Source organism: Nocardioides sp. (assembly GCF_016462705.1).
Lineage (GTDB): Bacteria > Actinomycetota > Actinomycetes > Propionibacteriales > Nocardioidaceae > Nocardioides.
In genome coordinates this window covers 1-22,093 of the sequence record NZ_JAEMSS010000064.1, presented here as the reverse complement: position 1 = coordinate 22,093, position 22,093 = coordinate 1, and the positions used below count along the sequence as shown (strand labels likewise).

The 22,093-nt window shown below is 74.7% G+C and carries 17 protein-coding genes; 12 read left to right on the top strand and 5 right to left on the bottom strand.

The features are described from left to right. Window positions 1-886 (top strand): hypothetical protein (locus JHD21_RS10175; protein WP_292674306.1); only part of this gene is annotated, 886 nt, incomplete at its 5' end. A 4-nt stretch (window positions 887-890) separates the two neighbouring features. Here JHD21_RS10175 and JHD21_RS10170 read toward each other — a convergent pair. Further along, window positions 891-1,721 (bottom strand): hypothetical protein, encoded by an 831-nt coding sequence (locus JHD21_RS10170; RefSeq protein ID WP_292674303.1) that lies wholly within the window; start codon window positions 1,719-1,721, stop codon window positions 891-893. Window positions 1,722-1,865: 144 nt separating this feature from the next. Here JHD21_RS10170 and JHD21_RS10165 point away from each other — a divergent pair, with 144 nt between their 5' ends. The 7 genes from JHD21_RS10165 to JHD21_RS10135 all read left to right on the top strand — a co-directional run bounded on the left by JHD21_RS10165 (window position 1,866) and on the right by JHD21_RS10135 (window position 12,214). Further along, complete coding sequence (locus tag JHD21_RS10165) at window positions 1,866-2,780, top strand: methyltransferase domain-containing protein (RefSeq protein WP_292674300.1); 915 nt, start codon at window positions 1,866-1,868, stop codon at window positions 2,778-2,780. After that, on the top strand, window positions 2,770-4,818 hold the full coding sequence (locus JHD21_RS10160) for a hypothetical protein (RefSeq protein ID WP_292674297.1): 2,049 nt from the start codon (window positions 2,770-2,772) through the stop codon (window positions 4,816-4,818). Before JHD21_RS10165 ends, JHD21_RS10160 begins: the two co-directional genes overlap by 11 nt. Before the next feature lie 279 nt (window positions 4,819-5,097). Beyond that, a complete protein-coding gene (locus tag JHD21_RS10155) occupies window positions 5,098-6,516 on the top strand; it encodes a hypothetical protein (protein WP_292674295.1) in 1,419 nt (472 codons plus the stop codon). A gap of 92 nt (window positions 6,517-6,608) precedes the next feature. After that, window positions 6,609-8,237 carry a fibronectin type III domain-containing protein gene (locus JHD21_RS10150; protein WP_292674292.1) on the top strand — a complete coding sequence of 543 codons (1,629 nt, stop codon included), beginning with the start codon at window positions 6,609-6,611 and terminating at the stop codon, window positions 8,235-8,237. 159 nt (window positions 8,238-8,396) lie between these two features. Beyond that, on the top strand, window positions 8,397-9,584 hold the full coding sequence (locus tag JHD21_RS10145; protein ID WP_292674290.1) for a glycosyltransferase: 1,188 nt from the start codon (window positions 8,397-8,399) through the stop codon (window positions 9,582-9,584). 54 nt (window positions 9,585-9,638) lie between these two features. Next, on the top strand, window positions 9,639-11,006 hold the full coding sequence (locus JHD21_RS10140) for an oligosaccharide flippase family protein (RefSeq protein WP_292674287.1): 1,368 nt from the start codon (window positions 9,639-9,641) through the stop codon (window positions 11,004-11,006). Further along, window positions 11,003-12,214 (top strand): CDP-glycerol glycerophosphotransferase family protein, encoded by a 1,212-nt coding sequence (locus JHD21_RS10135; RefSeq protein ID WP_292674284.1) that lies wholly within the window; start codon window positions 11,003-11,005, stop codon window positions 12,212-12,214. The genes JHD21_RS10140 and JHD21_RS10135 overlap by 4 nt, the downstream gene beginning before the upstream one ends. Here the strand turns inward: JHD21_RS10135 and JHD21_RS10130 are convergent. After that, window positions 12,152-13,585 (bottom strand): O-antigen ligase family protein, encoded by a 1,434-nt coding sequence (locus JHD21_RS10130; RefSeq protein WP_292674281.1) that lies wholly within the window; start codon window positions 13,583-13,585, stop codon window positions 12,152-12,154. The two genes, JHD21_RS10135 and JHD21_RS10130, sit on opposite strands and share 63 nt — an antisense overlap. A gap of 113 nt (window positions 13,586-13,698) precedes the next feature. On the opposite strand from JHD21_RS10130, the gene JHD21_RS10125 reads away from it, so the two are divergent. Continuing rightward, window positions 13,699-14,604 (top strand): hypothetical protein, encoded by a 906-nt coding sequence (locus JHD21_RS10125; RefSeq protein ID WP_292674279.1) that lies wholly within the window; start codon window positions 13,699-13,701, stop codon window positions 14,602-14,604. A gap of 7 nt (window positions 14,605-14,611) precedes the next feature. Then, window positions 14,612-15,565, top strand: coding sequence for a sulfotransferase (locus tag JHD21_RS10120; RefSeq protein WP_292674278.1), 954 nt, complete (start codon window positions 14,612-14,614; stop codon window positions 15,563-15,565). Here JHD21_RS10120 and JHD21_RS10115 read toward each other — a convergent pair. Continuing rightward, complete coding sequence (locus JHD21_RS10115) at window positions 15,499-16,749, bottom strand: glycosyltransferase family 4 protein (protein WP_292674275.1); 1,251 nt, start codon at window positions 16,747-16,749, stop codon at window positions 15,499-15,501. The two genes, JHD21_RS10120 and JHD21_RS10115, sit on opposite strands and share 67 nt — an antisense overlap. Further along, window positions 16,746-17,252, bottom strand: coding sequence for a MarR family transcriptional regulator (locus JHD21_RS10110; protein ID WP_292674272.1), 507 nt, complete (start codon window positions 17,250-17,252; stop codon window positions 16,746-16,748). Before JHD21_RS10110 ends, JHD21_RS10115 begins: the two co-directional genes overlap by 4 nt. Before the next feature lie 149 nt (window positions 17,253-17,401). Here JHD21_RS10110 and JHD21_RS10105 point away from each other — a divergent pair, with 149 nt between their 5' ends. Together JHD21_RS10105 and JHD21_RS10100 are read left to right on the top strand one after the other, a co-directional pair. Then, window positions 17,402-20,551 (top strand): reprolysin-like metallopeptidase, encoded by a 3,150-nt coding sequence (locus tag JHD21_RS10105; RefSeq protein WP_292674270.1) that lies wholly within the window; start codon window positions 17,402-17,404, stop codon window positions 20,549-20,551. A gap of 9 nt (window positions 20,552-20,560) precedes the next feature. Then, window positions 20,561-21,469 (top strand): LLM class flavin-dependent oxidoreductase, encoded by a 909-nt coding sequence (locus tag JHD21_RS10100; protein WP_292674267.1) that lies wholly within the window; start codon window positions 20,561-20,563, stop codon window positions 21,467-21,469. 54 nt (window positions 21,470-21,523) lie between these two features. On the opposite strand, the gene JHD21_RS10095 is transcribed toward JHD21_RS10100, so the two are convergent. Continuing rightward, window positions 21,524-22,093 (bottom strand): LLM class flavin-dependent oxidoreductase (locus JHD21_RS10095; protein WP_292674265.1); only part of this gene is annotated, 570 nt, incomplete at its 5' end.

Below are 22,093 nucleotides of genomic sequence, written 5' to 3'. Positions count from 1 at the left end.
GACGAGGGGGGTGGTGGCGATGGCCGGTCCGGGGATGGACGTACGCCGCCGCGCCGTGCTCGCCGCCCGGGTGCGCGCCCACGTCCCGGCCGCGGCGATCCCGCCGCTGGTCCGGCTGCGGACCGCCCGGGACCTGCGCAGCCCGCGGGTGCTGGCGCAGGCGCGGGCGCACATGGAGTTCCTCGTCGGCCAGGCCCGGCCGCACGCCGACCTGGACGCGCTCGCCCGGGAGTACGTCGCCTGGAACCGCTGGCGGATCGAGACCCGGTGGCACCACGACCGGTTCCTCCCGGCGGTGCGCATGGAGGGGGTCGAGCACCTGGCGGCCGGCCACGCCGGCGCGGTCGTGAACTTCCTGCACCACGGGCCGTTCGAGCGGCTCGGGCTGTCCCTGGCCCGGCACGGCCAGCACCTGCACATGATGATGGCGCCCTGGTTCTTCGCCGACCGGGTGCCGCCGCACCTGCACCAGCACCGGCTGATCACCGAGCGCGGCTGCTCGGTGTTCTCGTCCGAGGAGGGCTCCGACGGCGTGCGCCGCCGGCTCGCCGACGGGCAGCTGGTGTCGCTGGCCACCGACATGCCGGGCAGCACGCCGGTGACGTTCCTGGGGCGCGAGCTGCTGGGCACGTTCGGCGCGGCCCGGCTGGCCCACGAGACGGACCGGCCGGTGCTGGTCGTGACGAGCCACCGGGACGAGTCCGGGGAGCCCTGCTTCCGCGTGCACGAGCCGCTGACGCCGGACCGGTTCGCCGACCCGCACGCGCTGCTGCGCGCGATGCTCGCGCGGCACGAGCCCGCGGTGCTGGCCTGGCCGGCGGCGTACGAGGAGCCGCGCAGCAAGTGGGGGACGCCCGCCGAGCAGGGGTCGACGTCCGCGGCCTGACGGCTCACGCCATCTCGGGCGTCTCCTGGTGCCACTTGGTGAGCGGGTCGTAGTAGGCCTCGGGCCAGGCCAGCACCGCGGGCTCCTGCAGCCGCAGCAGCTCCTGGAGCATGGCCTCGGCGCTCGCGAAGTCGGCGGGCCGCAGCGGCTCGCTCAGCCGGTAGGTGGGCCGGCCCTCGGCGTCGCGGTGGACCGACGCGGAGATGACGGGTACGCCGGAGGTGTAGGCGACCCGGACCGCGCCCGAGGAGCCCACCAGCCGCTTGCCGAGGAACGTCACCGGGGTGTGCCCGGGTACGTCGGTGGCCGCGGCGACCACCAGCCCGCGGGCCAGCCGGTCCCGGACGCCGGCCGAGCCCTCCTCGGCGCTGAAGAGCCGGCAGCCCTGGGAGGCGACCGCGTGCGTCTGCGCCTGCCACGGCTTGCGGTCCGGCGCGCAGAGCCCGGGGTCGGCCACGACGTGGACCTCCCGGCCGGACTGGGCCAGCGACGGGCCGATCATCAGGAACGGCCCGTGGTGGACCAGGTGCACCAGCACGCCGCCGTCGACCGACCTCAGCCGGTCGAGCCCCTGCACCGGCAGCGGCCGGGACAGCCGCAGGTGCCACCGCGCCTCGTTGAGCCACCGGACCTGCACCAGGTAGCGGCGGGCCAGGTCGTCGAAGTCCGCGTCCGGCCGGGCCTGGTCGAGCAGCAGCCGCATGCTCGCCCTGGCCCGCTCCATCGCCTGCGGGTTGCGGGCGTCCCGCCGCCCGGCGGCGCGGGCGATCCAGCCCGCGCTCCCGGCCGGCACCCGCCGGTGGAGCGCCGCCATCAGCACGGCTCGGCTGCTCATGCCCGCGACAACGCGGCGAGGGCGTCGAGGTCACGCCGGCGCTGGCGCGGGCGGTCCAGACCAGCGCGCCGGGTGGCCCGTGACCTGCCCGGAGCTGGCCAGTTGGTGCGGGCGAGGGTCTGCTGGTGGGAGAGGAGGGGGATCATGCTCGGTCGCGTCGCGCCGCCGTTCTCGACCCGGCGCCTGGCCCTGCGGCTGCTCGCGTCGGGGGTCCGCGACCCGCGTGCGCTCCGGGCCCGGGTCAACCTGCACAACCTCCGGGAGTGGGGCCGCTACCGGCGTACCGAGGCGACCTGCAACATCTGCGGCCACGTGGGGACGCTGCGCTACGACCTGCCCGACCTCGCGACGTTCGCCCGCCACCACATCCGTCCGCTGCGGGAGACGCTTCGGTGCCGGGGCTGCCACGCCAAGATGCGTGACCGGGTGCTCGCCGCCGGCCTCCTCGACGTCCTGCGGGACCGCGGCATCGACGCCGAGACCGTCGACGAGCTCGTCGGCCGGATCCCGGCGGACCTGCGGATCCTCGACACCGACGCGCACAGCCGGATCGCCCGCCGGCTCCAGGCCCACCCGGGGCTCGTCCGGTCCCTCTACCTCCCCGGCAAGGAGAACGGCGAGCGCCTCGACGACGACCGGATGCTCAACGTCGACCTCGAGCGGATGCCGTTCCCCGACCGGCACTTCGACGTCGTCATCACCTCCGAGGTGATGGAGCACGTCCGGCACGTCGACACCGCCCACCGCGAGATCGCCCGCTGCCTCGAGGACGACGGGGTCTACCTCTTCACGGTCCCGTACGACGCCGAGCTGACCGAGACGTGGGTGCTGATCGACCCGGAGACCGACGAGGAGCTGGTCAGCCCGCCCCACGTTCACGGCGACCCGATGATCCGGGAGGCGGGGATCAAGGCCTACCGGGTGTTCGGCCGCGACCTGGTCGGCGACCTGGAGCGGACCGGGCTGCGCGCGTCGTTCGCCCCGGTCCACCGGCCCGAGCTCGGGATCTTCGAGGGCGACCTGTTCGTCGCGACCCGGGCGGTGGCCCATGCCCGCTGAGCCGGTGCGGCACCGGGTCCGCTCGTTCGACGTCTTCGACACGGTCCTCACCCGGCGGGTCGGCGACCCGGAGGTGGTGCTCGACCTGCTCGCCGCCCGGCTCGCGTCCGCCGGCGACCTCGCGGCACCGGCTCACGCGTTCGCGGCCGCCCGCCGGCGTACCGAGCGCGAGCTCACCCGGAGTACCGGCCGGTACTCCACCCTGACCGACGTCCACCACGCCGTCGCCGCCACCCTCAACGAGCCTCCCGAACGTGCCGAGACGTGGACCCGTGTCGAGGAGGACCTCGAGCGCGAGCTGACCGTGGCCGTGCCGGGTGCGGCGGAGATGCTGGCCGAGGCCAGGGCCGAGGCCGACCTCGTGGTCTTCGTGTCCGACACCCCGCACTCGGAGTCCTTCGTCCGCGAGCTCCTGGAGCGGGCCGGGCTGGCGACCGCCGCCGACCAGGTGTTCACCTCGGCCGGGCGACCGTGCAGCAAGACCGACGGAGGGTTCTTCCTGGCGGTCGCCGGCGAGCTGGAGCCGCACCTCGGCAGGGCCGAGTACGAGCAGGTCTTCCACCACGTCGGCGACAACCGTCGCAGCGACGTCGCCGGTGCCCGGGTCGAGGGCTGGTCGGCCTCGTGGGAGCCGCGCGCCAAGCTCACCCGCTACGAGCGGCTCCTCGAGGCCCACACCGTCGACACCGGCGGCGTCACCTCCTGGCTGGCGGGCGCCTCGCGGCTGGCCCGGCTCGAGGCGGAGGAAGCCGGGGTCCCCGCACCGGTCGCCCGGGTCAGCGCCGGCGCCTTCGCCCCGATGCTGGTCGGCTACGCCCTCTGGGTGGCGGGCCAGGCCCGGCTGCGCGGCGTCAAGCGGCTCTACTTCGTGGCCCGCGACGGTGCGGTGATGCTCGACGCCGCCCGCCACGTGCTGGGCGTGGTCGCCCCCGAGCTGGAGCTGCGCTACCTGCACGGGTCCCGCCAGCCGTGGATCTTCGGCGCCGCGGCGACCTCCGACGTCATGCTCGAGCGGTGGGCGACCCCGCGCCGCGACTTCACCGCGCGCACCGCGCTCGCCCGGGTGGGCCTCACCGCGGAGCCGGCCCACGGGCTGACGGGTCACCCGCTGACCGACCCGGCGCGCCAGGACGTCCCGCTGTCGGCCGGGGAGCGCGACCGCCTCGCCGGCCTGCTGAGGACACCGCCGCTGGTCGACGTGGTCCGCGCGGCCGCCGAGCGGACCGCGGACGAGACCCTGGCCTACCTGCGCCAGGAGGGCCTGCTCGACGGCGTCCCCAGCGCCCTGGTGGACGCCGGCTGGGAGGGGCGTACGGCGGCGGCGTTCGACCACCTGGTGCGCCGCGGGGACGGCGGCCAGACCGAGCACCTCGTCATCGGCACGCTGCCCTCGGCGGCGGACCCGCGGACCGAGGACGGCGTCCGGCTCACGCCGTGGCTCTTCGACCGGCAACGGGAGCCCGGCGCCTGGCCGGGCTTCCCGGCGCCCAACCTGCTGGTCGAGATGCTGTGCGCCGGGACGACGGGCCGCACCGTCGGCTACCGGGTCGAGGACGACCAGGTGAGCCCCGTGCTGGCGGCGCCGGACAACCAGCCGGTCCTGGACTGGGGGCTGCCGCAGATGCAGGCCGTCGCGGTCCGGGCCGCCGAGCTGGTCGCGCCGCACCTCACCGAGGCCGCCCTGCACCTCGACCTGCGCCCGGCCGTCGAGGCGGTCCTCCGGGCGTTCTGGACCGACCCGACCGACGACGAGGCCCAGGCCTGGGGGTCCTTCCCCTGGGAGGAGGAGATCTGGCCGCCGTACGCCCCGGTCGCGCAGCGCCTGACGACCGCCGACGTGGTGGCCCGGCTCCGGCGCGGCGACGGCCGGCTGCGGCGCACCAACTCCTGGCGGGCCGGGTCGGCGGCGGTCAGCGGCCAGCCCTGGCAGGCGCTGCTCCGGCTGCGCGCCTGGCAGGAGGCGCACCAGGCCCGGCTCGCCCGGCTGCCGCGCCGGGCCCGTCTCGAGCTGGCCCTGCGGCGGCACCGGCCGCGCTGACCGACGGGGTCGGTGGTTGCGCTGGCCCACATGGGTCAGGCGGAGCACTGCCGAGTGGACCAGACCAGTCGATCTCGGTGGCCCGTTCCGGCGTCACGAAGCTGGCCCGGACTCGTCATGGTCCCGACAGCAGGTCGCACCTAGGTTGAGGTCTGCTGGCTTCCCAGCATCTCGGGCCTCCTCCGGTCGGTCTTCGTGCTCTGTCCCGAACACCCACCGATGTCACGCCCCGCAGGACCTGCCATCCATCGCCATCACGCACGACCACGGGGAACAGACATGTCTCGCTCCACCTCGCCCGACCCTGCGCCCGCTCCTGGGCGCACCCTTGCGCCCACCCGGGGCAGGACCCGCTCGCTCGCCGTCGCCGTGGTCCTGGTCGCCCTGGCCATGCCGCTGGCCGTCGGCGCGGCCACCACGCCCGCCACCGGAGCCGCCGCGGCCGGCCCCGCCGCCGACCCGGTGATCGCGCCGGTGCAGGCGCGCCCGGCCGACTCCCTCGTGGACGCCTTCGGGGTCAACACGCACCTGACCTACACGGGGCCCTACCAGGACACCGCACGGGTCAGCCAGGCGCTGAGCGATCTGGGCGTCCGGCACGTGCGCGACAACCTCAACCTCAGCTCACCCGAGTCGTTCCCCGCGATGCGACAGGTGGCGTCGACCGGCGTCCGGTTCAACCTGATCATGGGACGGCCGCGGTCCTGGCAGACCCCGAGCCTGCTCGTCCAGACGCTCGCCGCCGAGCTCCCGACCGGCGTCGTGGAGTCGCTCGAGGGCGCCAACGAGTACAACCTGTTCGCCGGCGCGGTCGACTGGGTCACCGAGCTGCGCACCCACCAGCAGCAGCTGTGGGAGGCGGCCAAGGCCGAGCCGACCACCGCCCAGCTCCCGGTCCTGGCGCCGGCCCTGGGCATGAAGACCGGGTTCGAGCAGCTCGCCGACCTCGGCCGGTACGCCGACTACGGCAACGCCCACCTCTACCCGGGCGGCCGGCAGCCGAGCTACCTCATCGACCAGATGACCCTGGCCGAGCAGGTCGTCGTGCCCGGGAAGCCGGTCGTCTACACCGAGGGCGGCTACCACAACGCGACCAACACGACCTCCGGGCACCGGCCGACACCCGAGGCCGTGGTGGGCAGCTACGCACCCCGGATGCTCCTCGAGCACTTCGTGCGGGGAACCCAGCGCTTCTACCAGTACGAACTGCTCGACCAGCGCCCCGACGTCGACCAGGTCGACCACGAGGCGAGGTTCGGTCTGCTGCGTCACGACTTCACGCCCAAGCCGGCCTACACGGCGATGAAGAACCTCCTCGCGCTGGCCGCCGACCCTGGTCCGGCCTTCGCGGCCGGCCAGCTGCGCTACCGCGTCGACGGTGCCCCCGCAGGCACCCGGCAGGTCCTGCTCCAGAAGCGGGACGGCGAGTTCGTGCTCCTGCTGTGGCGCGACGTGGCCATCTTCAACCCCACGACCGGGCAGCCGGTGCCGGTCTCGCCGGCCACCGTCAACCTGGTGCTGGGGGAGCGGTCCACGGTCGCAGTGCACCGGCCCAGCACGGGGTCCGCGGCGGTCTCGACGACGACCGGCACCTCGGTCCCGGTGGTCCTGACCGGCGACGTCGTGGCCGTCCGCATCACCCTGGCCCCCGCGGCCCAGGCGACGGCGCGCGTGTCCCGCGGCCCGTCGCGTCGTTGACGAGGTGACCGGCGGCGAGAAGTGGCGCGTCACCTCGGGCACGGACCGCCGTTAGGTCGGTGATGCCGCCCCGCCCCCGCCTCGAGGTTGCCATGCCCGCACGCCGTACCGTCCCGACCCGCAGGCGCCGCGCCGCCGGCGCCCTCACCGCACTGCTCGCCGCGCCCGCTCTGATCGGGCTGTCCGGCTCGGCGGCGGCCCCGCCGGCGCCGACCACGACGCCGTCAGCCACCGCGGCCGCGGCGGCACTGCCCGCGGTGCAGGCCCGGCCGGCAGACAGCCTCGTGGACTCGTTCGGGGTCGCCATCCACACGCCCTACCTGGACACGCCGTACGCCGACACCGCGCGCGTGACGCAGGCGCTGACCGACCTCGGCGTGCGGCACGTGCGCGACAACCTCAACCTGAGCGTGCCCCAGTCGTTCGCGGCGATGCGGCAGATCGCCTCGGCCGGGATCCGCTTCGACCTGATCATGGGCCGGCCCGGCTCGTGGCAGACACCGCAAAAGCTCGTGGAGGCGATCGCCGCCGAGCTCCCGACCGGCGTGGTGGAGTCGCTGGAGGGCGCCAACGAGTACAACCTCGACGAGCACGCCGTCGACTGGGTGCTCGAGCTGCGCACCCACCAGCAGCAGCTGTGGGAGGCCGCGAACGCCAACCCGGTGACCGCCGACCTCCCGGTCCTGGCGCCGGCGCTGGGCATGCGCACCGGCTTCGACCAGATCGCCGACCTCGGGCAGTACGCCGACTACGGCAACGCCCACCTCTACCCCGGCGGCCGGCCACCGAGCTGGGGGATCGACGAGCTGACCCAGCTCGAGGCGATCGTGGTCCCGGGCAAGCCGGTGATGTACACCGAGTCCGGCTACCACAACGCGACCAACACCACCTCCGGGCACCGGCCGACACCGGAGCCGGTGGTCGGGAGCTACGCGCCGCGGCTGCTGCTCGAGCACTACCTCCGCGGCACCGCCCGGGTCTACAACTACGAGCTGCTCGACGAGCGCGCCGACCCGGGGCTCACCGACCACGAGGCCGCGTTCGGCCTGCTGCGCCACGACTTCAGCCCCAAGCCGGCCTACCTGGCGCTGAAGAACCTGCTCGGGCTGGTGGCCGACCCGGGCCCGGCGTTCAGCCCGGGCCGGCTCGCCTACACGGTCGACGGGGCGACCTCCGACCTCCGGCAGGTCCTGGTTCAGAAGCGCAGCGGCGAGTTCGTGCTGCTGCTCTGGCGCGACCAGTCGCTCTACAACCCCTCGACCGGGGAGCAGCGCACGGTGCCGCCGCGGGCGATGACCGTCCGGCTCGACGAGCGGGCCCGGGTCGCCGTGCACGTGCCGTCGGCCGGGTCGGCTCCGGTCGCGAGCGGCGCCGGCACCTCGGTCCCGCTGAGCATGGCCGGCGAGGTCGTCGCGCTGCGGATCCGGCCGCCGGCCGAGCCCGGCTCCCCGGCCCGGCTCAAGGGCAAGGCGAAGGACCGCGCCGCCGTCCTGCGCTGGAAGCGCCCGGCCACCGACGGTGGCTCGCCCGTGACGGCGTACGTCATCCGTGGGCTGCCCGGCCCGCGCAAGGTGGTCGTCGTGCCCGCGGACCGGCTCCGGTTCACGGTCCTCCGGCTCAAGAACGGCAAGCGCTACACGTTCAAGGTGCGCGCGGTGAACGCCGTCGGCCGGTCGCTCCCCGCGAAGGTCAAGGTCACCCCGCGCCCGCCGCGCAGGTAGCCGGTGCCATCGGTCTAGACCGATAGCACCCTCCGGAACCCGTTCGGCTACTGGCGCGTAACCCGCGATTCACCCGCCCGTTGAGACGGCCACCTGACGGACTCCCACCGCCCGTCGGGGACTCGGACCCCGCCCTCGGGCTCAGCGGAGGAGTGCAGCGTGCTCGCACGTCTTGACGGAAGTGGATCGGCCTCGACGGCCCCGCGGGTGGTGATCGCCCACGACTACCTGACCCAGCGGGGCGGTGCCGAACGGGTCGTGCTCGCGATGCTCGGCGCCTTCCCCGGCGCCAAGGTCGTCACCACGCTGTACGACCCCGACACCACCTTCCCGGAGTTCCGCAACCACCACGTGGAGACGGTGTGGCCCAACCGGCTCAAGGTGCTGCGCGACGACCCGCGGCGGGCGCTGCCCGTGCTGGCGCCGGCGGTCTCCGGCCACCGCATCGACGACGCGGACGTCGTGCTGGTGAGCAGCTCCGGGTGGGCGCACGGCTTCCCGACCGACGCGCCCAAGGTCGTCTACTGCCACACCCCTCCGCGCTGGCTGCACTGCAAGGAGGACTACACGATGGGGCTGCCCGGGCACGCCCGCCTCGCCCTGCGGGCGCTCGAGCCGTCCCTGCGCAGCTGGGACCGGAAGGCCGCGGCCACGGCCACCAGGTACCTCGCCAACTCGACCCTCGTGCAGCGCCGCATCGAGGACGCCTACGGCATCGAGGCCGGCCTGCTGCACCCGCCGATCGCGATCGACCCCAACGGGGCCCGGGAGCCGGTGCCCGGCCTGGAGCCCGGGTTCCTGCTCACCGTCTGCCGTCCGCGCGGCTACAAGAACACCCGGCTCGTGTGCGAGACGGTCGCCGACCTGCCCGATGCCCGGCTCGTGGTGGTGGGCGGGCTGCCCGACGATCGGGAGTGGCCGAGCAACGTGGTCGGCGTCCGCGACCTGTCCGACGCCCAGCTGCGGTGGGTCTACGCGAACGCTGCCGGCCTGATCGGCCTCAGCCACGAGGACTTCGGGCTGACTCCCGTCGAGGGCTACGCCTTCGGCCTGCCGTCGGTGCTGCTCCGCGCCGGTGGCTACCTCGACTCGAGCGTGGAGGGGCTGACCACCGTCTTCGTCGACGCCGTGGAGCACGGCGCGGTCAGCGGCGGCATCGAGACACTCCTGGCCACCGAGTGGGACCGTGCCGCGATCCGCCGCCACGGCAAGCGGTTCTCGCTGCAGTCCTTCGAGGCGGCGCTGCAGCGCGAGGTCGAGCGGGTGCTCCCGACGCGTACCGCCGCCCCGGTCCGGTCGTTCCTCCGGCCCATGCCCGACGGCATGGTCGCGTCGGTCCAGGCCTGACCCGTCCCAAGTCCGACCGACACGCTGACGACGTCGAGAGCCAGGAGCGCGGAGGTGAGCAGCACGGTGAGCGGAGCGGAGGCGCCCACCCCTGCCCCGAGCGACGCCCAGCCCGAGCCCAGGCACTCGCTGGTCCGGGTGCTGCTCTACACGGGACTCACCAACGCGGTGCTCCCGCTCACCTCGCTGGCCACCGCCCCGATCCTGGCCCGCGAGCTCGGCGCCCACGGCCGCGGCGAGATGGCCGCGGTGGTCGCGCCGATGTTCGTGCTCATCGCGCTCGCCAGCATGAGCCTGCCGGAGGCCGGGGCGTACGCCGTCGCCAAGCTCAAGGAGCACCCGCGGCGCGTGCTGCGCAACGCCGGCCAGCTCACGCTGGCGTACGGCGTCGTCGCCGCCGTCCTGGTGTGGGTCGTGGCGCCGGCGTTCCTGCGCAACGCCCCGCACCTGGTGCCGTTGCTGCGCGCAGTCGTGCTGCTGCTGCCGGTGTCCATGTGGCTGCTGCTGGTGCGCGGCGTCCTCGTCGGCATGCGCGCGCACGGCGTGGTGGCGGTCGAGCGGGTCCTGACCCCGGTGCTGCGGCTCGCCGTCTTCGTGGCGCTGCTGGTGACCGGGTCGCTGACCGTGACCGCGGCGGTCTGGGGGCACATGCTGTGCTCGGTGGCCGGCGGCCTGTTCCTGGCCGCCGCGCTCCTGCGCCGGCGGGTCGTGGACTCCGGCGAACCACCCACCGCGCACCTCACCCGGCACCTCGCCTCCTACGGGCTGCGCGGCTGGGGCGCCGTCGTCGGCAACCTGGTGGTCTGGAGGCTGGACCAGGTCGTCCTCGTGGCGCTCGTGACCCCACGCCAGCTGGGCTACTACGTCGTGGCGGTGAGCTTCGCCGAGATCAGCGGGATGGTCGTCAACTCCCTGCGCAACGTGCTCTTCACCGAGTCCGCGCACCGCGACGACCGGGAGCTCATCGCCCGGGCCGGACGGCTGATGGTGGTCCTGGTCGCCGGCGCCGCCGCGGTCGGGGTGGTGCTCGCGGAGCCGGTGATGATGCTGCTCTTCGGTGCCGACTTCGAGCCCTCGGTGCGGCTCGCCCAGGTGCTGGTGCTGGCCAGCATCCCGTTCTGCGTCGACCAGATGATCGCCGCCGGCATCTATGCCGAGGGCCATCCGGGCAAGCGCTCGGTCAGCCAGGTCACCTCCGCGGCCGTGACCGTCGGCCTGCTCGTCCTCCTGACCCCGAGCATGGGGGCGATGGGGGCCGCGGTCGCCACCCTGGCGGCGTACTGCGTCGCCTGCCTCATCTCCCTGGTCACCTACCGCCGGATCACCGGGCTGCCGATCCGCCGGATGCTCGTGCTCGAGCGCGACGACGTGCACTGGGTGCGCGGCAAGCTCGCCCGGGTCGCGGGCAGGCTGGGCCGGTGAGCCCGACGGGACCGGTGCGGGCGCTGCTGCGGCGTCGCGAGCCGAAGGTGGCGCTGCGCGCCCTGGTCCGGGTGCTCCGGCTGGTGACCCCGACCCGCCCGCACGTCGTGGTGACCGGCTTCCCCGACACCGAGGGCAACGCGGTCGAGGTGATCCGCCGGCTGCTCCAGGAGCCGGGGCAGCGGGTCGACTGGCTGACCGGGTCGCTCGGGACCGACCAGGCCGCGCGGGCCCTGGCGATGACGCCCCCGCCGGGCCGCCTGAGGGTGCTGCCCAAGCGCTCGGCACGGGGCTTCGCCACCTACCTGACCGCCCGGACGACGTTCGTCACCCACGGGCTCTACCTCAGCCCCGAGCCGCCCCGGCGCAAGCCGGTGGTCAACCTGTGGCACGGCGACGGGCCCAAGGCCGGCCTCCGCGACCGGGCGAACCTGCCGCCCCGGGCGACGGTGATCGTCTCGGGTGCCCGGGTGTTCGGGGAGCGCAAGGCCGACTTCCTCGACGTGCCCCCCGAACGGCTGCTGGTGACCGGCAACCCGCGGTGGGACCAGCTGCGCCGGCCGGCCACCGATGACGAGCTGCGCGCGCTGGGCCTCGAGCCCGACCGCCCGCTCGTGCTCTACATGCCGACGTTCCGGTCGTCCGTGGCCGTGGGCGCCCGGGCCGGCTGGAGCGACACGACCGGGACGTCGGCGTACTCGTCCCGCGACATGCTCGCTGGGCTGGTGCGCGGGGCCGAGTCGACCGGAGCGCAGGTGGTGGTCAAGCCGCACCCGCTGGACGCCGACCACTACGACGTCGTCGGCGCCCGGTGCGTGACCAACGCCCAGCTCGACGCCGCCGACGTGCTGCTCTACCGGCTGCTGGGCCGGGCCGCGGCCCTGGTGACCGACTCCTCCAGCGTCTGGACCGACTTCCTGGTCCTCGACCGGCCGCTGGGCTTCGCGCTCAACGACCTCGAGGACTACGCCGGTGGCAGCCGCGGCCTCAACGTCGACAACCTGGGCGACCTGCTGCCCGGCCCCCAGCTGCTCACCCCCGAGCAGTGCGCGGCGTTCGTCCCCGACGCGGTCAAGGACGTCCCGGCCCTCGCCGAGCTGCGCGCCCGGTCCGTCGCACGGATCGGGCTGGCACCCGCCGAGGGCTCAGCGACCGACCGGCTGCTCGGCGAGCTCACCCGACGCGGTCTCCTGCGGCTCGGGGGCTGAGTCCGCGGCCGACACCGAGGCGCGGCCCTGGACGGCGAGCAGCGTCCACAGCATGACCCCGAAGGCGCCGCGCTGGGTGTCCTGGAACAGCATCCCGAAGGTCAGCGCGCACACCGCGGCCGCGCACGCGGCGTCGAAGACCGTCCCCCGCCGGGACCGGCGCGCCAGCCGGACGGCGACGACCACCAGCGAGCCCAGCAGGGCGAGACCGCCGACCGAGCCGTAGCGGACCAGCGACTCGAAGACGCCGGAGTCGAAGCTGACGTAGCGGGCCGCGGTCACGTGCGAGCCGCCCGAGACGAGCGCGGCCCGGCCCGTCGCCCCCATCCCGGACCCGTCGAGGTCGCGCAGTGCGTCCGGCGCGACGGCGTACTGGAACCAGTAGCGGTCGACCAGGCTGGTGTCCTCGGTCCCCTCGGTGCGGGTCTCCTCGAACCGGTCGGTGATCCGCTCCACGATCGGGCTGCCGGTCGACATGAGGACGACGAAGAGCACGACCGCCAGCGCGAGCAGCCGGACCGCCCGCAGCCGGCGGAGCGCGACCAGTACCAGCAGCCCCACGACCAGCGCGAGCCACCCCTGGCGGGAGAGCGTGAGCCCCAGGCCCGCGAGGGCGGCGCCGCCCGCGACCAGCTGGAGGGGGAGCCGGCGCTCGGCGACCAGGACGAGGAGCATCGCGCAGAGCACCTGCGCCAGGTAGCTGGCGGTGCCGAGGGTGCTGAACGTGCGGAACTCCCCGGCCACGGGCTCACCCAGGTTGCCGGTGCCGGAGTCGACCATCCAGGCCTCGTCCCAGGGAGGCAGGACCTGGAACTGCACCACGGCGTAGCCGCCGAGCAGGATCGCTCCCCACACCGCGAGCCCGGCGACGAAGGCGCGCACCCGGGCGTCGTCGTCGGGCACCATCAGCACGAAGAGCCCGAGCACCAGCGGGGCCACGATGAGAGGGACGTCGGCGGCCGCCGACACGACGCCGTTCCTGACCACCCCCACCGCCAGGGCGTAGGCCATCACCACGGTCGCCAGGACGAACAGCCACGCCACGTCGTGGTGCAGGCGACGGCGGGCCCGGAGGACCCAGGGCACGGCCATCAGGCTGACCAGCGCGGGCACGGCGTTGACGGGACTGAAGTCGTGGTAGGTGGACTGCCAGTCGACGATCCGCCGGACCGCGGGAGCCACCAGCCACATCGTCGCGGCGAACCCGAGGTAGGCATAGGAGCGCTGGGTGACCAGCAGCCAGCCGGCGGCGACCACGGCGGCGAGCGGGAAGACCACGAGCATCAGGGCCGCGGGCCCGAAGGCACCCAGCGCCGTCGCCGCGCACAGGCCGGCGCCGAGCAGCGTCCCGCTCAGGGCTCGGTCGGTCACGGGCACTACAACGGGTCTGGGCCGGTGAAGGTCACGGCGTACCCATTGCCGCAGAACGTCGTTGACCGGTCTGGAACCCGCCGCCGGCGGGCTTGACCAGGTGGAGCCGAGGCATGAGCAAGTACGTCGAGATGAGCTCGGGCGGGGTGATGCAGCGCGTGCGCGGGCACTGGCGGCTGCTGGTGGTGTGCGCACTGGTCGGTGTCGCGCTGGCCGGCGGCCGACTGTTCCTCCAGGGCACGTCCTACTCCGCGCAGAGCCAGGTCCTGGTCGGCCAGCCGCTCAGTGTGCAGGCCCTCACCACGACCACCTCGCCCAATATCGACCAGGCCCGCCTGGTCGACTTCAGCCAGCGGCTGATCCAGAGCGACACCCTGGCTACCCGGGTCGAGAAGCAGCTCGACGTGGAGGGCGGCGACTACACCCTCGACGTGCTGAGCGCCAACGCCACCAGCATGATCGGCCTGCGGGTCACCGCCGACGACCCCGACCTCGCGAGGGACCTCGCCAACGGCTACGCCCAGGGCTACGTCGCCTGGGTGACGGGGGAGAACCAGAGCAAGGTGGACAAGGCGGTCAAGCACCTGCGCCGCGACATCAAGGGCGTGGCCGCGCAGCTGCTCAAGCTCGACCAGCAGGTCGCCAACGCCCCGTCGCCGGGCGCGACCGCGGCCGCACTCGCGCCGCAGCGCACGGTGCTGGTCCAGCAGCAGGTCGCCCTGGAGACCCGGCTGAGCCAGGCCGAGCTGGTCGGCGCGGTGGACCCCGCCGGAGGCGGCCAGGTCGTGGAGAAGGCTGTGGCCGGCGAGGTCTCGACGTTCGCGGCGGTCGGTCCGCTCGTGATCGGCGCGCTCTTCGGTCTTCTCGTCGGAGCTGGGCTGGCCGCACTGCGTGAGGCCCGGGCCGGCCAGACGGCCGACCGCAGGGAGCCGGTCCCGGGCACTCGACGGGCGACGCCCGACCCGGTCCCGGCCGGCAGCAACCACGTGCCCGCGGCCGCGGAACCGGCCCGGGTCTGAGGCCACGATGACGGGCCCGACCTTCCTGGTCGTCGGCGCGGGCCGCTCGGGCACCACCGGGCTGGTGGAGGGTCTGCGCGGGCACCCCGAGGTCTTCGTCACGACCCCCAAGGAGCCCGACCACCTCGCCTACGCCGGGCAGCAGCTGGCGTTCCGCGGACCCGGCGACGACCTCGCGGTCAACCGGCCCGCGGTGACCGGCCTGGCCGACTACCTGGCGCTCTACCCCTCGGACGGCGGCTTCACCGCGCTCGGTGAGGCGTCCGTGTCGACGCTCTACCACTACGAGCGGGCGATCCCGGGGATCCAGCGGATCGCCCCTGACGCCCGGATCGTGGTCCTGCTCCGCGAGCCCGTGGCGCGGGCCCACTCGGCCTTCGACTACCTGGCGGGCCAGGGCCGCGAGTCGGCGCCGACCCTGCTGGACGCGGTCGCCGACGAGGACCGCCGGGTGCGGGACGGCTGGGCGCACCTGTGGCACTACACCCGGATGAGCCGCTACGCCGACGCCGTCGAGGCGTTCCTCGAGGCGTTCGGCCCCGACCGGGTGGGCGTGTGGTTCCACGACAACCTGTCCGACGACTACCCGGGGACGCTGGGGCAGGTGCTGCGCTTCGTCGGCACCGCGCCGCACCCCGGCGAGCTGGACCGGGTGCCGGTCGTCAACGTCTCCGGGACGCCGCGCAGCCGGCTCGTGCACGGCGCGATGCAGGCCGCCCGCGGGAACGAGGCGGTGCGCCGGCTCGGCCAGCGGGTGACCACGTTCCGGGTGCGCGAGGCCCTGCGCCGGCGCCTGGTCACCAAGCACGACGTCGACCCGGGGGTACGCCGGGAGCTGGAGCCGCTGTTCGCCGACGACCTCGCCCGGCTGAGCCGGCTGCTGCCCGCCGAGGGTCAGCCGGACTGGCTGCGCGCCGCCCGGGACGACGTCCCGAGGCCGAGCAGCGCCCGGGCCCGCTGAACCGGGCCCACCCGGCGTACGGACGCGACGACGTCCTGGAACTCGGACGCGATCCCCTCGGGGGCGAAGTCCTCGGCGCGCCTGAGCCCGGATGCCGACAGCCGCTCGTAGAGCTCCGGGCTCGCTGACAACCGCTGGATCGCGCGGGCCAGGTCGCCCGCGTCACCGGCGCGGTAGGTCAGCCCGCTGACCCCGTCCTCGACGATCTCCGCCGGGCCGCCCTGGTCCGGCACCACGACGGGCACCCCGTTGGCGATCGCCTCGACCACGACCTGCCCGAACGGCTCGGGGATCACCGAGGCGCTCACCACCACGTCGACGTCGGCCAGCGCCTCGGACACGTCGCCGGTGAAGGAGCCCAGGGCCACGCGACCGTCCAGCGGGGGGCGCGCGAGGCGCCGGCCGACCTCCTCGGCGTACGCCGACTCGCCGAACAGCGCGGCCCCCAGCAGCCGTCCGCGGACCGCGACGCCGTCGCCGAGCAGCCGCGCGAGGGCGTCGAGGAACAGGTGCTGGCCCTTCCAGGGCGCCAGCCGGCCGACCAGCGCGACGACGGGCTCGCCGCGCGGCGCCGGCCGCGGGTGGGCCGGGCGCGGTGGCCGGTAGGGGTCGCCGATCACCGTGACGGGCACGGTACGGCGGACGACGGGGCCGAGCGTGTCGCGGGTCGCCCGCGAGTTGACCAGCACGGCGTCGGGGAGCAGGACCAGCAGCGCCCGGACCAGACGGACCACCCGGGCGGGCAGGTAGTCGGGGGCGATCCGGTCGCGGACGTGCCAGACGACGGGGACGCCGGCGGCCCGGGCGGCCAGGCAGCCGTAGACACCGCTCTTGAGGCTGTTGGCGTGGACCAGGTCGGCCCGCTCCTGCCTGAGCAGCCGCCGCATCCTGCGGACGTAGCCCAGCACGTCGACGACGCTGCGCAGCGGGAGCCGGGCCGTCGCCTGCCGGGACAGCCGGTTGGTGCGGGCATCCAGCGGCAGCACCCGAACGTCGATCCCGGCCTTCGTGAGCTCCGCGACGAGCGGGCCGTCCTCACCCAGGACCACGAGCCGGCGGCAGCCTTCGAGGGGCTCGAGCAGCCGCAGCAGCGCGATCTCGCCACCGGACCACGCGGCGCAGTGGTCGAGGAAGACCACCAGTGGCAGCGGCGTCGGGGTCGTCGGCGGCGTCGGCGTCGTCATGGCAGGTCGACGCGGTCCCCGGCCCCCGCGCGCAGGACGCCGAGGAGCCGGGTCAGGTCGGCCAGGTCGGCCGACGGCAGTCCTGGCTTCTCGAAGACCGACGAGTTGAGGCCGTCCGTCGCCTCGTCGACGACGGACCGGCCGGCGTCGGTGATCGTGGCGAGCACGACCCGGCGGTCGGTCTCCCGGCGGGTCCGGGACACGAAGCCCTGCGCCTCGAGCCGGTCGACGGCGCTGGTGACCGAGGTGGGGTGCACCTGGAGCAGCGAGCCCACCCGGGTCATCGGCATCGCCCCGGCCGAGGAGAACGACAGCAGCCGCAGGACCTCGTAGCGGGCGAAGGTCAGGCCCAGCGGCCGCAGCACGGCGTCGATCCGCTCGAGCAGCAGCTGCTGGACCCGCACCAGCGACGTCACCATCGCCATGCCGTCCGCGGCCTCCGCCCAGCCGTGGGCGACCCACTGCCGGTGCGCCTCGCGGATGGGGTCGCGGTCGGCAGTCACCCGAGCATCGTAGGAACAGCCGCCGGCCCGGGGTGCGGCGCGCCCGCCCGGCCGCGAGTTCGGCCGTTCCCCGGCGGCCGGCCGGGCTCCCGTCGTACCGTCGAAACGACCCCCACCGCCATCTCGGGCCGGACCAGTAGGGAACCACCGTGCCGCGATCCCCCCGTGGTCCGCTGGCGCTCGTGCTCGCGCTCGCGGCGTCCGCGCTGGCGTGGCTGCCCGCCAGCCCGGCCGCGGCGGTCGGCGAGGCGCCGGGGGCCGCGGTGGTGCTGCGGACCTACCGGCTGGCGCTGCTCAGCGACCCGGCGTACGCCGCCGCGGTGGCACCTGCCGCCGCGAACGAGTCCGAGTCGGACGCCCTGGTGCTGGCCGCGAAGACCGCAGTGGTCGACCGGCTCAACGAGGTGTTCGGCGAGGAGCTGGCCATCCGCTTCGAGCTGGCGCCGGGCTCGACGGACCTCAACCTGCGCACCGCCGCCGAGGCGACCGGGGCGAACGGCCCGTGCGGCACCCAGCCCTGCTTCGCCCCCGAGCAGATCACGCAGTGCACGGACGACACCATGCGGCGCACCCGCTACGTGGTCGGCCAGCTGCTGGGCGCCGGCAGCTACGAGGTCGGGCACCTGCTCCTCGGCTCCGCCGCCGGGGCCAGCTCCTACCCGTCGACGGCCGGCACGGAGTACCGCGTCTTCGGCTGCTCCGGCAGTACCACCCCGGCCGGGGACGCCTTCGTGGTGGACCGGCTGGCGCACGAGCTCGGCCACCAGCTCGGCGCGAGCGCGACCTTCGACGGCGTCTCCTGCGAGGAGGAGCGCAACGGGGACACCGCGGTCGAGCCGGGCTCCGGCAGCAGCATCATGGGGGCCGCCGGGACCTGCGGTGCCGACGACCTGCAGAGCCATGCCGACCCGTGGTTCTCGACCGTGAGCCAGGACGAGATCGGCAGCTACGTCCGCGGCGAGGGGGCCGTGCCCGAGGACGCGCTGGCCGCCGAGGTCCAGTCGGTCGCGCTGCGGGGCTTCGACGGCTCGGACTCGTTCCGGCTGTCGTTCGGCGGTGCCGAGACGGCGGTCATCACCCGGGGCGTCAACTACACCGAGGCCGGGATCAAGGCGGCGGTGCTGGCGGCCGTGCCGGCGGCGATCATCTCCAAGGTCCGGCCGTTCTGGCAGCTCGGCACCTTCGACGACCGCGGCTTCGAGCTCACCTTCGCCAGCTACCAGGACGTCGTGGAGCCGGCCGTCGTCCCGGTGGCCGGCACGTTCACCGCCGCGGTCAACGACATCGACGCCGGCGGTCTCCAGCTGCCGGGTGGGTTCACCAGCACGCCGGGCAACCACAACCCGGTCGTCTCGCCACCTCCCGGCCGGACGATCCCGGTGCGCACGCCGTTCGCGCTGACCGGCTCGGCGACCGACGCCGACGGCGACCCGCTGGTCCACCAGTGGCAGCAGACCGACCTCGGCGGTCTCGACGGCCGCGCCCTGGCAGACCCGGCCAAGACCGACGGGCCGCTCTTCCGGACCCTGCCGCCCACCGGCTCCGGCACCCGGGTCTTCCCGGACCTGGCCCAGGTCGTCGCGGGCCACACCAACGCCGAGACCGGCACCTGCTCGACGGCGGCGGCCGCCGGGGGGTGCTGGGCGGAGTGGCTGCCGACGGCGGCGTACGCCTCGCAGCTGCACTTCCGGCTGGTCGCCCGGGACCGGGACGCCGTCGCGGGAGGGGTCGGGTACGGCGACGTCACGCTCACCGTCGACCAGACGACCGGGCCGTTCCGGGTCACCAGCCACGCCACCCCGGCCGTGCTGACCGGCGGCACCGCCCAGACCGTCACCTGGACCGCCAACACCGCGGCGCTCGCGGCGAACGTGCGGATCACCCTGTCCACCGACGGCGGCCTGACCTTCGGGACGGTGCTGGCCGCGAGCACCCCGAACGACGGGTCGCACGTCGTGGCCCTGCCGGAGATCGACGCGGCCGCGGTCCGGTTCCGGGTCGAGGCGGTCGACAACTACTTCTTCGACGTCAGCGACGCCGACGTCACCGTCACCCCGCCGCCGTCCGGGCTCACGGTCACCGGCGTGCCGGCGTCGCCGATGACGCAGCACTCCGACCCGCTCGACCTCGCGTTCACCGCCGCGTCCACGAACGCACCGGCGGAGGCGCTGTCGGCGACGCTCACCGGGCTGCCGGACGGCCTCTCCCTCGCCGAGACCGGACCCGCCGCCTGGGCGGTCACCGGCGCCGTGACAGCGCCCCCGGGCAGCTACCCGCTGCACCTCGAGGTGTCCGACGGCGTCGCCACCAAGGCGTTCTCGCGCACCCTCGTCGTCGCCGGGGAGGCGGCGACGGCAACGTACGACGGCCCGACCGACCTGACCGCGCCCCACGGTGGGCCCGACGCCGTCGAGATCCCGCTGTCCGCGACCGTGGCCGAGGTGCCGGACGGCACCCCGGCGTCGCTGGGCAGCGCGACGCTGGCCTTCACCGACGCCAGCACCGGGGAGGTCCTGTGCACCGGAGTCCCGGTCTCCGAGGCCGGCGCCGCGACGTGTAGCCACGCCGCCGACCTCCCGGCGTCCGGTGGCCGGACCTACCAGGTCGCGCTGGCCCTCGGCGGGTCCTGGGCGGGTGGCTCTGCCGCGCCGACGACGGTCGTCGTCACCGCGCCCGGGCCCGCGCCGGAACCCACGCCGACCCCGCCGGAGACCTCGCTGACCGCGGTGCCGCCGGACTGGCTGCTCTCGTCGTCGACGTCGGTGGCGTACGCCGCCTCGGAGGCCGGCTCGACGTTCGTCTGCCGTCTCGACGGGAGCAAGGTCCCATGCTCGGCGTCGTCGCTGACGCTGTCGGGGCTCGCGGAGGGCACGCACCGGTTCACCGTCGCCGCCCGGGACCCGGAGGGCACCGTCGACCCGACGCCGGCTGCCGCGGTCTTCACCGTGCCGGTCGACGACCGCCGGCTGGCCGCGCGGGGCCGGTGGAAGCGGAAGGCCGCGCCGGCGGCGTACCGGGGCACCTACACGGCCACCGTCCGCAGGAAGGCGACGCTGACCTACCGGGTCTCCGGTGCAACGGCCCTGGCCCTGGTGGTCGGCACGGGAACCCGGCAGGGCCGGGTGCGGGTCTACGTCGGCGACGCGCTGGTCGGCCGGGTGCGGCTCTCGGGAGCGCCCGGGTGGGCGCACGTGGTGCCGGTGGCGACCTTCGCGGTGCCGAGGAGCGGCCTGGTCCGGATCGTGACCCGGAGCAGGAAGCCGGTGCGCATCGACGGGCTCGGGGTGCTGACCTCCTAGTCTTCGCCCGTGGACCTGGGCATGACGCTGCCGGTGATGGAGCCGGACCTGTGGGAGTCGGACGCGACGCTGGAGCGGTGGGCGCGGGCGGTGGACGAGGGGCCGTTCGCGTCGCTGTGCTTCGGCGAGCGGATGGCGTTCGACAATCCGGAGACGCTGGTGCTGCTCGGCGCGTGCGCGGCATGGACCTCGCGCGTGCGGCTGGTGACCACGGTGATCGTCCCGCAGCTGCACGACCCGGTCCTGCTGGCGAAGTCGCTGGCCACCGCCGACCGGCTGTCGGGGGGCCGGCTCACGGTCGGCCTCGGCGTGGGCGGACGCGAGGAGGACTACCGGGCGGTCTCGGCTGACGTCGGGTCGCAGACGATGGCCGGGATGGCCTCGCGCGTCTCGGTCATGAAGCGGGTCTGGGCGGGGGAGAAGGTCACCGAGGCGATGCGCCCGGTCGGCCCGCCGCCGCTCCAGCCGGGCGGGCCGTCGCTGCTGGTCGGCACGATGGGACCGAGGACGATCCGCTCGGCCGCGGCCTGGGCCGACGGCCTGGCCGGCGTGACCCTCGACCTCGACGTCGCGGGGGTGTCGTCGTTGTTCGCGCTCGCCCGGGACGCGTGGGCGGACGCCGGACGCGGCACGCCCCGTCTGACGACGTCGTTCTGGTTCGCCCTCGACGACGGCGACGGCTCCGCCCGGGAGCAGGTGCACCGGCACCTGCGGCACTACATGAACTGGCTGCCGGTCTCGCTGGTCGACGCGATGGCCCCCACGACCGGCTTCGCCGGCACCGAGGCCGAGCTCCGCGACCTGCTCCTGCGGTTCGCCGACGCCGGCGCCGACGAGGTCCACCTGATCCCCACGTCGGCCGACGTCAGCCAGGTCGAGCGGGTCTCCGACCTCGTCCGTCGAGTCGCCACTTCCTGACCACCGAGTCGGGGGTTCCTGACGAGCGGTGCGACGAAGGTGGCGACTCGGTGGTCAGGAAGCGGCGACTCGGCGCAGCCCCTGGGCCAGTGCCGAGATCTGGTCGAGCGGGGGCTCGTACCCCGGGAAGTAGCAGCAGACCCGGTCGGTCAGGTCGCCGAACCGGCGCTCGAGCTCGGCCGCACACTCCTCGGGCGTCCCGCGGACCGCGAGCGTCTCGACCATCTCGACCGTGACCAGGTCGATCATGGCCATCACGTCGCCCGTCTTCGACAGCGCGTTGAGCTCCGGCTGGAGGTCGCCCCAGCCCTCGATGTCGAGGACGGGCCGGTACGCCGGGGTGGAGCCGTAGAACGCGAGCAGGCCACGGACGCCGAGCGTGGCCGCCTCCAGCTCGGCGTCGGTCCGGCCCATGGCCAGGATCGCCTGCGGGTAGATCGCGAGGTCGGAGGACGAGCGGCCGGCCCGGGACAGCCCCTCGGCCACGGCCGGCAGGGTGTTGGAGCGGATGTGCCGGTGGCTGTGGAACGGCATCACCAGCAGGCCGTCGGCGACCTCGGCCGCGGCCCGGGTCATCACCGGGCCGAGCGCACCCAGCAGGACCGGCGGGACGCCGTACGGGTT

Coding starts and splice junctions, on each gene's coding strand:
- JHD21_RS10165 (WP_292674300.1), top strand. CDS start 1,866: ATGCTCGGTCGCGTCGCGCCGCCGTTCTCGACCCGGCGCCTGGCCCTG.
- JHD21_RS10160 (WP_292674297.1), top strand. CDS start 2,770: ATGCCCGCTGAGCCGGTGCGGCACCGGGTCCGCTCGTTCGACGTCTTC.
- JHD21_RS10170 (WP_292674303.1), bottom strand. CDS start 1,721: ATGAGCAGCCGAGCCGTGCTGATGGCGGCGCTCCACCGGCGGGTGCCG.
- JHD21_RS10155 (WP_292674295.1), top strand. CDS start 5,098: ATGTCTCGCTCCACCTCGCCCGACCCTGCGCCCGCTCCTGGGCGCACC.
- JHD21_RS10115 (WP_292674275.1), bottom strand. CDS start 16,749: ATGACGACGCCGACGCCGCCGACGACCCCGACGCCGCTGCCACTGGTG.
- JHD21_RS10125 (WP_292674279.1), top strand. CDS start 13,699: ATGAGCAAGTACGTCGAGATGAGCTCGGGCGGGGTGATGCAGCGCGTG.
- JHD21_RS10150 (WP_292674292.1), top strand. CDS start 6,609: ATGCCCGCACGCCGTACCGTCCCGACCCGCAGGCGCCGCGCCGCCGGC.
- JHD21_RS10120 (WP_292674278.1), top strand. CDS start 14,612: ATGACGGGCCCGACCTTCCTGGTCGTCGGCGCGGGCCGCTCGGGCACC.